Source organism: Nonomuraea terrae (assembly GCF_004348995.1).
Classification (GTDB): Bacteria; Actinomycetota; Actinomycetes; order Streptosporangiales; family Streptosporangiaceae; genus Nonomuraea; species Nonomuraea terrae.
Window position 1 is genome coordinate 1 of record NZ_SMKQ01000254.1, and the last position, 12,015, is coordinate 12,015.

The following is a 12,015-nucleotide window of genomic DNA, read 5'->3' on the forward strand; positions in this document are numbered from 1 at the left end:
GTGCTCCTGGACGCCGGCGCCAACGCCGAGGTCAAACCGGAGATGCTGGTGCAGTTCGCCCACCTCGGAGCCGCGTACGCCGAGCTGGCCCACGGCATCGCCACCCCCAGGGTCGGCCTGCTCACCATCGGCAGCGAGGCCGAGAAGGGCAACAAACTCGTCCGGCGCGCCCACGAGCTGCTGCAGAGCTCGCCCGGCATCGAGTTCGCCGGCAACGTCGAGGGCTACGACCTGCTGACCGGCAAGGTCGACGTCATCACCACCGACGGCTTCACCGGCAACATCGCGCTCAAGACCATGGAAGGCGCGGTCCGCTACGCCTTCACCGAGCTGCGCGAGACGATCGAGGACAGCCGGCTGGCCCGGGTCGGAGCGGCCATGCAGCGCTCCCGCATCCGCGAGCTGCGCCGCCGCCTCGACGCCGAGGCGCACGGCGGCGCCGTCCTGCTCGGACTGAACGGCACCGTCGTCATCGCCCACGGCGCCTCCAAGGCGCCCGGTGTCAGCGCCGCCTGCGCCCTGGCCGCCGATCTGTCGTCGGCGGGCATCGTCTCGGCGATCGGCGACCGCATCGCCGCCGCCAAAGGCTCTCACCGCCTCTGGCCCTGACCCGTCACCAGAGTTCCTTCGCGCTGGTTCCGTCCTTCACAGCCGGCAACGCCCGATGGTCGGGCGGCGGCTAACCCTTCGAGTCCGGCTTCCAGTCCTGGACGAGGAGCCCGAGCAGCACCTCGTCCAGGAACTCCCCCATGACCCAGGCCGAGGAGCGCAGCACGCCCTCGCGGACGAAGCCGTTGCGCTCGGCGGAGCGCAACATCGCGGCGTTGTCCGACAGCGTCTCGATCTGCAGTCGCTGCAGGCCGCGCACGACGAAACCGTAGTGGCACAGCACCGCGACCACGTCGGTGCCGTAGCCCTTGCCACGGGAGGACGGCCGCATCGCCAGCCCGATGTGCGCGGACCGGCTGTGGTTGTCGATGCCCCACAGCACGGCGTTGCCGACCAGCGTGCCACCGTCCAGCTCCACCACGGAGAACGGGACGTGCCCCTGCTCCCTGTCGTCCACCAGGAGCTGCGACTCCGTCGAGCCGGGCGTGATCGGCCGCCACGGCCGGCTGTTGGCCCGCGAGTGGGTGACCACGTCGTCGTAGAGCTCGGCCTGCAGGATCGGGATGTCTTCCTCGTGCCGAGCCCTGAGCCCGACTTTGCTGCCTTTTAGCACGTAGGCTTCCTATCCGACCGGGTCACCCGGCGGCAAACCGATAAAAGCCCCACCGCAGGCCGGGGCAGGGATCTCAGTCGGGTCTCGGTATCCGGGGTGGAGGTCGCGGCGAACGGCGTGACGGTCGGGCTCGCCGGTACCCTGGGAACCATGACCGACCCGCAGATAGTGCTCACCGAGCGCGTCCAGCAGGCGCTGGCGCGCGCGTTCGGTCAGGAGCACGCCGACGCAGACCCGCTGATCCGGCCCTCCCAGTTCGCCGACTTCCAGGCGAACGTCGCGATGAGCCTGGCCAAGCGTCTGCGACGGGCCCCGCGGGAGGTCGCCGAGGCGATCAAGGCGGAGCTGTCCGACTTCCCCGGCACGGTCGAGGTCAGCGGCCCCGGCTTCCTCAACATCACCCTCGACGACTCATGGGTCGCCGCCGAGGCCGGGCAGATGCTCGCCGACCCGCGCCTCGGCGTCGCCACGACCACGCCGCCGCAGACCGTGGTGATCGACTACTCCGCGCCCAACGCGGCAAAGGAGATGCACGTCGGCCACCTGCGCACCACGATCGTCGGTGACGCGCTGGCCCGCCTGCACGAGCACCTCGGCAACACGGTCATCCGGCAGAACCACCTGGGCGACTGGGGCACACCGTTCGGCATGCTCATCGAGCACCTGCTCGACATCGGCGAGGAGGCCGCGGTCGCGCAGCTCGAAGCCGGCATGGGCACCGAGTACTACCAGGCCGCCCGGGCCAAGTTCGACTCCGACGAGGCGTTCAAGACCCGCGCCCGCGTCCGCGTGACCACGCTGCAGTCGGGTGACCCCGAGACGCTGCGCCTGTGGCACGTCTTCATGGACGCCACCGTGCGCTACTTCAACAAGATCTATGACGTGCTCGGCGTGACGCTGACCGACGCCGACATCGCCGGCGAGAGCATGTACAACCCCATGCTCCAGAAGACCTGCGACGACCTGCAGGATTCGGGCACGGCCGAGATCAGCGAGGGCGCGCTGTGCGTGTTCCCGCCCGGCTTCACCGGCTCCGACGACAAGCCGCTGCCCCTGATCATCAGGAAGAGCGACGGCGGCTACGGCTACGCCACCACCGACATGGCGGCCATCCGCTACCGCGTCCACGACCTCAAGGCCGACCGCATCCTCTACGTCGTGGGCGCCGACCAGTCGCTCCACTTCCGCATGGTCTTCGCCGGGGCCCGGATGGCCGGCTGGCTGCCCGACACCGTCTCGGCCGAGCACGTCCAGATCGGCATGATGCTCGGCAAGGACGGCCGCCGCTTCAAGACCCGCTCCGGCGAGTCCGTCAAGCTGATGGACCTCCTCCAGGAGGCCATCGACCGCGCCACCGCGGCGATCGCCGACCGCGGCTACGACGAGCGGCTGCAGAAGGAGATCGCCCACGCGGTCGGCATGGGCGCGGTGAAATACGCCGACCTGTCGGTCAGTCACGACAGCGAGTACGTCTTCGACTTCGACCGCATGCTCGGCTTCACCGGCAACACCGCCCCCTACCTGCAGTACGCGCAGGCGCGGATCCGCTCGATCTTCCGCCGGGGCGGCATCGACCCCGCCACGGCGACCGGCCCGATCGTGCTGGGCGCGCCGGCCGAGCGGGCCCTGGCCCTGCAGCTGCTCGGGTTCGGAGCCGTGGTCGAGCAGACGACGGCGCTGAGCGAGCCGCACCGGCTGTGCGCGTTCCTCTACGCCACCGCCACGGCGTTCACCGACTTCTTCGAGCAGTGCCCCGTGCTCAAGGAAGGCGTCGACCCCGACACCCGGGCCTCCCGGCTGGCGCTGTGCGCGCTGACCTTGCAAGTGCTGGAGACCGGGCTCAACCTTCTCGGCGTTCCGGTCCCCGAGCGCATGTAACCGGCATAGTCTCCCGTTCCGACGTGGGCGCGCCTCCACCGGGTTGGCGCGCCCCAACCACTAGGCTTTACGCGGTCATGAACTGAGGCCGAAATGGGGGAGTTCTCTGCCTTGAGCACTGACCTGACTGTGGGCCCCCAAGCAGCGCCGGAGGTGCATCGCTACGCCGAGGCCCTCCTGGCTCACCTCGCCGCCAAGGGTTCCGCCCCTCCTGCCCCGCCGAGCTTTCGCGACGTCCCCGGCTACTGGCTGCCCCCGGCCGTCGAAGCCCTGGTCGCCATCCTCTCCGGCGAAGACCCGCTCGAGCCGCTGAGCCGGGCCGCCGGTCGCGACCAGCAGCAGACCGCCCTCTTCCTCTGCCTGGCCCTCGCGGTGTCCGGCCAGGGCAGCCGCATCCACGCCTCCTGGCTCGGCACCGCGTTCGGCGAGCTCTCCCTCGACCGCCCGGTCACGCACGGTCAGCGCTCGCTCTGGCTGGCCGCCGCCCGGGGGGCGTACGGCCCCGCCGGCAAGATCTTCGTACTGCGCAAGCTCGACGCGCTGGCCGTCCAGGAGCACACCGAGCCGCAACAGTGGGTGCAGGCGATCGCGCCCGGCGAGCCGTCCGTCGTCGTGCCGCCGTCGCTGGCCGACTTCCCCGAGATGGCCGAGATTCCCGAGCTGGCCAAGCCCGCCGTGGCGGCCGCCCGCCTGGCCCGGCTGCGCGGACGATGCGCCGAGATCACCTCGCCGCGTCAGACCGAGCAGGGCACGCCGGCCCCGCTCGACAACAGCTCCAGCAGCCCGGCGTCGGCCTGGGCCGAGAACGAACCGCTCGCCGTGCTGCGCTCACTGATCGGCCAGGGCGGGCCCGCCGGGCCCATGGCCTCGCTGAGCACGTACCTGCTCGACGACCTGCGCCCCGGCGCCGACCCGCACCTGGCGGCGATCGCGCTGCACGTGGCGGCCCCCATCCTGCGCGGTGTGGCCGAGGAGCTCGAAGCCGACAGTCGGCTCGAACCACCCGAAACCCTGACGGTGCCGCTGCTCGGCCACCGCATCCTGCTCCGCCCCGAAGGCCCTGACCAGACGTCGTTGAGCGCCGCCGAAGAGTCCATCCGCACCGAAGGCATGGTGCCCCGCGGCCGGCCCTGGGCGGCGATGGTGCTGATCGTCGCCGGCGTCGCCTGCCTGATCGCCGCGGTGCTGGCCAACCACCTGATCGCCGCGGCCGGCGTCGCCATGATCGGCCTGGCCGGCTGGCAGCTCTGGCAGCGCCGCAGACTCGCCGAAGCCGACGCCCGCTACGTGCACGGCCAGGTCAACGAGCTGAAAGAGCTCGCGGAAGGCGCCGTCTGGGCCCTGCACGCGTACGCCCGCGAATCGGACGCACGCGCGAAGCAGGCCGCGACGGACGCCACCGAGCTGACTCGGCTCATCCGTCGCGGCCCGCGTGCTGCTTAGGTGGTCTCGATCTCTACGTGAGCCGGCGCGAGCAGGAAGACCCGCTCAGCGATCCGCTCGATCCGGCCCTCACACCCGAAGGCCAGCCCGGCGGCGAAGTCGACCATCCTCGTCGCCTCGGACATCGGCATGCCCGTGACATCCATGATCACCGTTTGGCCGTCACGGAAATGCTGACCGATCAACGGCGCGTCGTTGTACTTGAGCGGCTGGACCATCACGATGCGCGAGGAGTCGGCGTTCGCGCGCCACCGTCTGGCGGCTCGCTCCGTCGCGGGGACGTACTCGTCCTCGTACTGCTCGTCGTCGTAGCCCTCGTCGTAGTGATCGACCCCGCTCAGGCCAAGGTAGCTCACCACCTTGCGCACTGCCCCCATCGGCTTGTCCTTTCCTCAGGAACTCACCGTAATCGGCACGTCCCTACACATTGGACGGTAACCGACGATTCCGCATTCGCCACGCGACACGCCCAGCCCTAATTCCATTTTGTACAGCTTGCAGCCCGCTTGCAGCTGGATATCCAGCCCCCCTATAGCATCGGCTCCATGCGCCTGTTCACCGTCGACGCCTTCACCGACACAGCTTTCAAGGGTAATCCTGCGGCGGTCTGCCTGCTGGACTCTCCGGTTACTGACCGATGGATGCAGAGCGTGGCGACCGAGATGAACCTCTCCGAGACGGCCTTCCTGCTCGGAGATTCCCTGCGGTGGTTCACACCGGCCGTCGAGGTCACTCTATGTGGTCACGCTACTCTGGCGACCGCACATGTCCTGTATTCCACCGGTGCGGCGACCGGGCAGCTGGAATTCACCACGGCCGGCGGCACGCTCACCGTGAATCAGCTCCCCGACGGCGGCATCACGATGGATTTCCCGGCCAAGGACGTGACACCTGTCCCCGTTCCGGAGGGGCTGGAGAAAGCACTCGGCGTGACGCCGGTGAGCGTCGGAAAAAGCGCGCTCGACCTCCTGGTGGAGGTCGACTCCGAGGAAACGGTACGGTCACTCACGCCCGATATCGCGGCTCTGTCCGCAGTCGAGGCAAGAGGCGTCATCGTCACCGCTCGTGGAACGGAGACCGATTTCGTGTCCCGTTTCTTCGCCCCGAACGTGGGCGTCCCGGAAGACCCGGTGACGGGCTCCGCGCATTGCGCGTTGTCGCCGTACTGGTCGGCCCGCCTCGGCCGCGACTCCTTGGTGGGCGCGCAACTCTCCGCACGGGGCGGCATCGTCCACGTCCGCCACGCCGGCACCCGCGTGCACCTGGCGGGAAAGGCCGTCACCATTCTCTCCGCCACCCTCCACGCCTGACCCTGCATCCGGCCCCATGGGCTGGATGGCACATGAAGAATGGACACGGCTCATTCTTTCGTCGAGTCCGCTCGCGGGGAGTGGGTCGCGGTGAAGGTCAGGAGGGGTGCGGCGGTCAGCGCCGGATCCTCGAGCATGGGTGAGTGTCCGACCCCGGGCAGCAACTCGACTCTCGCACCCGGCACGGCGCGGTAGTCGTCAGCGGATGACGATCGCCATCTCCGATCTTCCTTGCCGAAGATCACCAGCAGCGGCTTGCCCACGGCGGTCAACCGTTCGGGAAGCGGGCGCTGCGTCAGGTAGTCGTCGGCTGCCTGTGACGTCGCGGTGTACGCGTGGTAGGTCGTGCCGTGCACGTCGTCCACGAGCTGCTGCGGGATCTCGTAGCCGGGGCGGCTGAACCCGGTGCTCATGACCCGGCGGATCAGGCTGTCGGTCCGAAATCGCCACAGCAGGTGTCCGACGACGGGGGCGGACATGAGCCGGCCGCCGAGCCCCTGTGAGACGAAGGCGTCCAGGCGGGGCCCGGTGTTGACGAGCGCGAGCGCGGTCACCAGGTCGCGTCGTTGCTCGGCGAGGGCGGTGGCGACCGAGCCGCCGGTGGAGTGGCCGACCACTATGGCGTGCTTCACGCCGAGCCGGTCGAGCGCCGCGCCTACCCTGCGTCCCTGCTCCGGGATCTCGTAGCCGCGGCCCGCCGGTTTGGCGGACCGGCCGTGCCCGAGCAGGTCGATCCGGACGACGCGATGAGACCTCGCCAGCATCGGAACCAGCGGGTCCCACCACCGAGTCGACCCGCCGAACCCATGGATCAGCACGAGCGCCGGAGCATCGCGCGGGCCGTCCTGGCGCACGTGGACGTTCCCGCCGTCGAGAGGCAGGATCGAAGTCCCGGTGGCATCGGCGCTCTGCCGCCCTACCGCCGCCGCGTTCGCAAGGAGTCCGGCTACGGAGAGGAGAACGGCCGAGGCGATCAGCCGACGCCGCCGGCGGCGTCCCGGCCGGCTCACGTCAGCCCGCGGATCGACATCGTCGGAACGGGCCAGCTTTTGGGAAACAGTCATGAGCCCACTGTCGCTCTCCGTGCGCGCCGGAAGCTTGGACAAATGTTCCCGCCAGCCGGCCAGTGCCGTAGCAGGCGATGTCGGTCGTGTCGGTGTGCCGGGTCCCGCTGGTACCGGACTTGGCAGTCGGGAGATCGGTGACGACGAGGGTCGTCGGCTGTCACAGATCGTGCGGCGGGGCACCCGAAGTACCCAGGCGACCGCCCGCGCACGTGCCGGAAGGTCAAGAAGATCTGCGGAGTCCAACCGGTCCAGTACGGTCTGCGGGGTCTGTCGAAACTCGTCGATTTCCTGCTCGCCGAGGGGTGGTCGACGACACCTCCCGCGAGGGCGCCCGGGGCCTGCTCCGTGACGAAGGCGTCTCGTTTCAACGCCGGAAGGCATCCCGCGATCCGGACTACGCGGCCAAGAAGGCCCGGGTCGAGCACCTGTCCGCGATCGCCGGCGGCGAGGTGATCCCCGACGACGGTCGTTTCTGTTCGGTCCGCTGAACCTGATGCCGCATCCTGGCCGGCACTTGGGCCGCGATCCAAGGACCCCGACCTATGGGCGGCTTGGGCGGCGCGGGCGGCATCACCCCGCAGAACGACTCCAGCGTCGGCTCGAACCCGGTGAACTCGGCGAGCGCCCGCGAAGACGCGGCAACCGCGCCCGCCCTCCAGCCGCGACGGATGCACCACCGACAACCCACCGGCCGGCAGGAATCCACGGCGGCGGCGAGCGGCCCAGGCAGGTCGGCGTCCCACTCCTGCCGGCCGGCCGACAGCCCGCGCAGCAACGGATCTCCCGCCACCGCGCCCGAACGCAGCACCGTCTGGCAGTAGAGCAACTCCGGACGGGTCCAGGAACCGACCGGCGCCAGCGCGGTCGCCCAGCGGACGACACCACGCGAGGCCAGTGCGAGCGCGATGTGGCCGCCCAGCGGCCAGCACGACGGCGACTGGGCGACGGCCGACAACGTGGAGGTCGCCCCGGCGAACTGCACATGGCTCAACCGCATCGAAGCCCACCACGCTGCTCCTTCGCCCTGGACAGCGACCACCGCAGCCACAAAGCGTAAGGCAGCATGACCCGCCGCTCCATCATCTGGGAAACCGCCACGTCGACGCCCGCCCTACGTCAGGTCGTCGCCCGAGCCAACGTGGCGTAACCAGAGAACGACCAGTTCTCAGCCCGCGGTCTTGGTCTTGATGAGCGGCGCGTCCCGCGTGAACTCCCGGAAGCCGACGCTGTAGTACAGCCCGCGCGCCTGGGGATGCCCCGGCGCACCCAGGCAGGCGACCGTCATATGGGTGGCCCCGGCCGCCCGCGCCAGATGCATCCCGTGCAGAAGCATCGCCCTTCCCAGCCCCCGACGCCGGTAGTCCGGATGGGTCCCGACCGGCTCGAACTCAGCGGTCTTGTTCACCTCGTCGAGCCACATGATCGTGGAGGACGCCATCGTCCCGTCCGGCGCCTCCACCAGGATGTGCAGGTCGCCGCGATACGCCGCCGTCTGCCGGACGCCCTCGTAGCTCTCGGCCGTGTACGTCGAGGGACCCCAGGCGTCCAGATGGGCCTGGACCGCGGCCTCCGGCCCGGCCTCCTCGGCGGTACGGAACCGGAATCCGTCGGGCAGTACCGGCTGTTCCACGTCGGTGAGGTCCCGCTCGTTGAGCTGGGTCCAGGAGCCGGTGTCGCCGAGCGAGGCCGGGTCGGTCTCGTAGCCGTGCGCCGCCCATCGCTGCAGGGCGAACTCATCGGCGGCGCACGGCAACACCGTACGCTCGATGTCCGCCGCCGTAGCGTCGTACCAGTCGATCACCTCGTCGACCAGCCCGGCGTGGTCGGGATGGACTTGATACGCAAGATAGGCGCCGGTGATGTCCTTGACCGTCCCGTCGCTCCGCCTCGCCTGGCGCGGAAGATGGGCCCAGCCCCACGCCACCAGATCCCCGCCGGACGACCACAGCCGACGCCGCCAGCTCGCGCCGTCGCCGGCGTGCCCCTTTCCCCAGTTCCAGGCGAGCTCGCCGAACGACGCGTCGCTGTTCACCAGGTCCGGGCGGGTGGCGGTGACGCGCTGCGCCAGACCCTGCATGCGCCGCAAGTCCGCAGCGGTCACGGACTCGATATTCGTCATAGTGCGCCACTGTGTCAGGACTCCGCAAAGCCGGTCGAACGGTTTTCCGGGCCGCCGCGCGCGGCACTCAACAACACAACGCGCGAAGCGCGTCGGCATGGCTGTGGAGCCGATGGCAGGTCCGGCGGCCATGTCCCTCGATCACGCCGGCCGACTACGGACATCGACCGGTGCGCGTCACCATCTACAAGCGAACGTCGCCTGCTGCGGCACTTAGCATGTGATGATGCGGTCCACCGCACACGAACGTGACGATGTGGCTGTTTGGGACGTAGCATCACCGGAGCGGCCCAGCCGAGTGGCTGGTGTCAGCATGGCCGGGTTCCGCGCCCGTGACATGGCCGCGGTCGGCCACCGGATGGTCCCGCACCCGGCCGTGACCCTGGCTCTGGAGTTCGGCGCCGGTCAGCCCATCGTGAACGATGCCTCCGGGCGGCAACAGCGGGGAAGTCTCGTCGCCGGGCTCGGGATCGGCTTCGGCGGCGCGGTCTGGGTGCGCGGCGAGAACGTCGAGTGCGTACAGGTGCGTCTGTCTCCGGTGGTAGCGCGCGCGGTCCTGGACGTCTCCCCGTCCGACCTGGACGGCTCCATGGTGGCCCTCGACGACCTGTGGGGAAGCGAGGCGTCGCGGATCCGCGAGCAGCTGGCCGCTGTCTCGTCGTGGAAAGATCGCTTCGCGTTGACGGACGCGTTGCTCTTACGCCGACGTGAGTCAAGGTCGTCGTCCGTAGACCCGGAGGTGGCCTGGGCCTGGCACCGGATCGTGGCCGGCCGTGGCCTGGTCCGGGTCGACAGACTGGCGGCCGAGGTCGGATGGAGCCGCAAGCGCCTGTGGTCCCGGTTCCGCTCGCAGATCGGCCTGCAGCCCAAGCGCGCCGCGAAGCTCGTCCGCTTCGACCATGCCGCCCACCGCCTGGCCGTAGGCGAAAGCCCATCCCGAGTAGCCGCGGAGTCCGGCTACACCGACCAGTCCCACCTACATCGAGACGTCGTAGCCTTCACCGGAGTGACCCCGGCAACCGTGGCGGACGAACCATGGCTGGCGGTCGACGACATCGCCTGGACCAGCCACCCGACACCCACCCGACCCCTCGGCTCCTAGCCGCCGGCCTGCCCGTCCCGCAGGGCACCGTCCTCGGACGGCTCGACCCGGACTGCGCCGACAAGACCACCACCGCGCATCCACACCACCCTGCTCAAACCGACGCCGACCGCACTACGGTCGCCGTATTCGTCGTCGTGCGCGACGCCGACCGGCTGCCTGTATTTCGGCGTCCATTGCGGGGAGGCGAGCCGCGTCCGTCCGTCGGCATTCCGGTCCCGCTTCAGCGGACACCACGTCTTCGGTTACGGGATCTCGTGCCCTCTCACTGCGGTTCTGGACCTTTACGCTTAGGCGCCTGCGTCCGTCGACCCATCCATCGCGCGTGTCGCATCGGTCGTACCGATGGCCCGCGTCGCTGACCGCGCCCCTCATGGCCTTCGCTTCGCCACCTCAGTGTGGCCTGAGAGCCTGGCCGCGCGTGGCGTCCTGCGGGGTAGCGTGATGGCCGTGGACCCGACAGCGGATCCGGCATCCAGCGCCACTCCCTCCAGCGCCGTCGTCTTAGGCCTGGTGCTCGTGGCGTTCGGCGGATGGCAGCTGATCAGCGCGCGGAGAATCCGTGCCCGTGGTGTACGGGTCCCCGGTGTGGTCATCGGCTACAAGCAGGTCGCAGGGGGTGGCGAAGAGCCCTTGTCTCGGCCGGTCTTCCGCTTCACCACGCTGGAAGGCCATGAGTTGGAGGTCACATCGCGAACCGGCGAACCCAGGGGATATCTGCCGGATGAGCGAATCGAGGTCCTGTACAACCCGCAGAAGCCTGAGCGTGCCCGCATCGACAACGCCGGGCAGCGCGGATCCACCATGGGGTGGATCGTCACCACCATGGGAGTCTTCGTCTTGGCCGTGGGCGTGCTCGGCTTCCTCGACGTCAACTACTAGGGCGTGTTTCCCGGAGTTGACGGTGGCTGGATTCGGCTCTGTGCAGGATCTGCTCGGATCAGGAGTGTGGGTGCCAGGATCCGAGCTGGGCGTCGGTCATGGTGGCGATCTCGTTGTGGACGTGGCTCCAGGCGGCCCATACGCTGCGGCCCCAGGTTTGGACCAGGTCGATGTGCTCGTCCACGGAGGAGGCCATAGTGACGTCGAAGACCGTGACCTTGCCGACGTTGTCTGGCGGGGTGAAGCGGGGCCAAGACGGGACGGTGTTGGCCAGGTAGCCGTGGGCGTTGCGAGCTTGCAGACCGGTGAATCCGCGTTCAAAGACCAGGTAGAGGCCGTTCAGCGCGAACGCCACGGCGATCGGTTTGGTGCCTGCGCTGACGTGTTGGGCGCCGTAGGCGTCCACACAAGTTTGGTGCCAGATGGCGAGCCGGGCGGGATGGGCATGGTTGAACGCGGCGACCTCGCCAGAAAGCCGCAAGCACTCGGGCGAGGCGTTGTATCGGGCTTCGTTGCTCGTCCGTCGTTCGTCGGGCAGTTCAAGGCGGCACCCGGGGCACACACTCATGCGGTTCAGGTTATGTTCTTGATCGCCGAACCGGGTCGCGGAGCCAGATCTTGATGGACGCGACGTCGATGGTTCCCTGGTAGATGCGTTCGCGCTTATCGAAGCGCGTGGCCACCGCCCGGAACTGCCGCAGCTTGTTGAAGCAGCGCTCGACGGTGTTGCGCTCCTTGTACCACTCGGCGTCGAAGTTGGGCGGGCGGCCTCCGGCCGAGCCACGCTTGAGCCGATTGGCCTTCTGGTCCTCTTTCCCCAGAAACACAGAAAAGGCCCCACGCATCAGCGTGGAACCCTCAAAGCATCAGCATGGAACCCTCAGCAAACACAAAAAGAGAGGAGCCCCGACACCCGCAGGCATCGAGACCCCCCTCAAAAAATTGTCCGGCGGTGACCTACTCTCCCACACCCTCCCGAGTGCAGTACCATC

12 protein-coding genes and 1 pseudogene are annotated in these 12,015 nt (G+C 69.1%); 6 read left to right on the forward strand and 7 right to left on the reverse strand.

Annotation, left to right across the window (positions count from 1 at the left end; genetic code table 11):
- A pseudogene (locus E1286_RS41975) lies at positions 1-609 on the forward strand (phosphate acyltransferase PlsX); the annotation flags it as partial.
- Positions 610-679: 70 nt separating this feature from the next.
- Here the strand turns inward: E1286_RS41975 and E1286_RS41980 are convergent.
- Positions 680-1,222: a GNAT family N-acetyltransferase gene (locus E1286_RS41980; protein WP_132622123.1), complete on the reverse strand. Its 543-nt coding sequence runs from the start codon at positions 1,220-1,222 to the stop codon at positions 680-682.
- 150 nt (positions 1,223-1,372) lie between these two features.
- On the opposite strand from E1286_RS41980, the gene argS reads away from it, so the two are divergent.
- Positions 1,373-3,100 (forward strand): arginine--tRNA ligase, encoded by a 1,728-nt coding sequence (argS, locus tag E1286_RS41985; RefSeq protein WP_132622125.1) that lies wholly within the window; start codon positions 1,373-1,375, stop codon positions 3,098-3,100.
- A gap of 111 nt (positions 3,101-3,211) precedes the next feature.
- Positions 3,212-4,543, forward strand: a complete 1,332-nt coding sequence (locus E1286_RS41990) for a hypothetical protein (RefSeq protein WP_246075630.1) — start codon at positions 3,212-3,214, stop codon at positions 4,541-4,543.
- Here E1286_RS41990 and E1286_RS41995 read toward each other — a convergent pair.
- Complete coding sequence (locus tag E1286_RS41995; protein ID WP_132622127.1) at positions 4,540-4,920, reverse strand: cell division protein SepF; 381 nt, start codon at positions 4,918-4,920, stop codon at positions 4,540-4,542. The genes E1286_RS41990 and E1286_RS41995 overlap by 4 nt on opposite strands.
- 168 nt (positions 4,921-5,088) lie before the next feature.
- Here E1286_RS41995 and E1286_RS42000 point away from each other — a divergent pair, with 168 nt between their 5' ends.
- Complete coding sequence (locus tag E1286_RS42000) at positions 5,089-5,853, forward strand: PhzF family phenazine biosynthesis protein (RefSeq protein ID WP_132622129.1); 765 nt, start codon at positions 5,089-5,091, stop codon at positions 5,851-5,853.
- Positions 5,854-5,903: 50 nt separating this feature from the next.
- Here E1286_RS42000 and E1286_RS42005 read toward each other — a convergent pair whose 3' ends face one another.
- The 3 genes from E1286_RS42005 to E1286_RS42020 all read right to left on the reverse strand — a co-directional run bounded on the left by E1286_RS42005 (position 5,904) and on the right by E1286_RS42020 (position 9,039).
- Positions 5,904-6,917: an alpha/beta fold hydrolase gene (locus tag E1286_RS42005; RefSeq protein ID WP_132622131.1), complete on the reverse strand. Its 1,014-nt coding sequence runs from the start codon at positions 6,915-6,917 to the stop codon at positions 5,904-5,906.
- A gap of 397 nt (positions 6,918-7,314) precedes the next feature.
- Entirely contained in the window at positions 7,315-7,917 is a 603-nt protein-coding gene (locus E1286_RS42015) for a hypothetical protein (protein WP_132622133.1), read from the reverse strand.
- Positions 7,918-8,085: 168 nt separating this feature from the next.
- Positions 8,086-9,039 (reverse strand): GNAT family N-acetyltransferase, encoded by a 954-nt coding sequence (locus tag E1286_RS42020; RefSeq protein WP_132622135.1) that lies wholly within the window; start codon positions 9,037-9,039, stop codon positions 8,086-8,088.
- Between the two features lie 313 nt (positions 9,040-9,352).
- On the opposite strand from E1286_RS42020, the gene E1286_RS42025 reads away from it, so the two are divergent.
- Positions 9,353-10,141: a helix-turn-helix domain-containing protein gene (locus tag E1286_RS42025; protein WP_132622137.1), complete on the forward strand. Its 789-nt coding sequence runs from the start codon at positions 9,353-9,355 to the stop codon at positions 10,139-10,141.
- A gap of 450 nt (positions 10,142-10,591) precedes the next feature.
- Entirely contained in the window at positions 10,592-11,023 is a 432-nt protein-coding gene (locus E1286_RS42030; protein ID WP_165970160.1) for a DUF3592 domain-containing protein, read from the forward strand.
- 58 nt (positions 11,024-11,081) lie between these two features.
- Here the strand turns inward: E1286_RS42030 and E1286_RS42035 are convergent, their stop codons facing one another.
- The gene (locus E1286_RS42035; RefSeq protein ID WP_132622142.1) at positions 11,082-11,591 is read right to left on the reverse strand and encodes a DUF5946 family protein; all 510 of its coding nucleotides are present in this window, start codon (positions 11,589-11,591) and stop codon (positions 11,082-11,084) included.
- 10 nt (positions 11,592-11,601) lie between these two features.
- Positions 11,602-11,868 (reverse strand): transposase, encoded by a 267-nt coding sequence (locus E1286_RS52265; protein ID WP_132622144.1) that lies wholly within the window; start codon positions 11,866-11,868, stop codon positions 11,602-11,604.
- Between the last annotated feature and the right edge of the window lie 147 nt (positions 11,869-12,015).

Excerpts from the sequence above, each read along its gene's own strand:
- E1286_RS52265 (WP_132622144.1), bottom strand. The coding sequence starts at position 11,868 with ATGCGTGGGGCCTTTTCTGTGTTTCTGGGGAAAGAGGACCAGAAGGCC.
- E1286_RS41995 (WP_132622127.1), bottom strand. The coding sequence starts at position 4,920 with ATGGGGGCAGTGCGCAAGGTGGTGAGCTACCTTGGCCTGAGCGGGGTC.
- E1286_RS42005 (WP_132622131.1), bottom strand. The coding sequence starts at position 6,917 with ATGACTGTTTCCCAAAAGCTGGCCCGTTCCGACGATGTCGATCCGCGG.
- E1286_RS42020 (WP_132622135.1), bottom strand. The coding sequence starts at position 9,039 with ATGACGAATATCGAGTCCGTGACCGCTGCGGACTTGCGGCGCATGCAG.
- argS (WP_132622125.1), top strand. The coding sequence starts at position 1,373 with ATGACCGACCCGCAGATAGTGCTCACCGAGCGCGTCCAGCAGGCGCTG.
- E1286_RS42035 (WP_132622142.1), bottom strand. The coding sequence starts at position 11,591 with ATGAGTGTGTGCCCCGGGTGCCGCCTTGAACTGCCCGACGAACGACGG.
- E1286_RS42015 (WP_132622133.1), bottom strand. The coding sequence starts at position 7,917 with ATGCGGTTGAGCCATGTGCAGTTCGCCGGGGCGACCTCCACGTTGTCG.
- E1286_RS42025 (WP_132622137.1), top strand. The coding sequence starts at position 9,353 with ATGGCCGGGTTCCGCGCCCGTGACATGGCCGCGGTCGGCCACCGGATG.
- E1286_RS42000 (WP_132622129.1), top strand. The coding sequence starts at position 5,089 with ATGCGCCTGTTCACCGTCGACGCCTTCACCGACACAGCTTTCAAGGGT.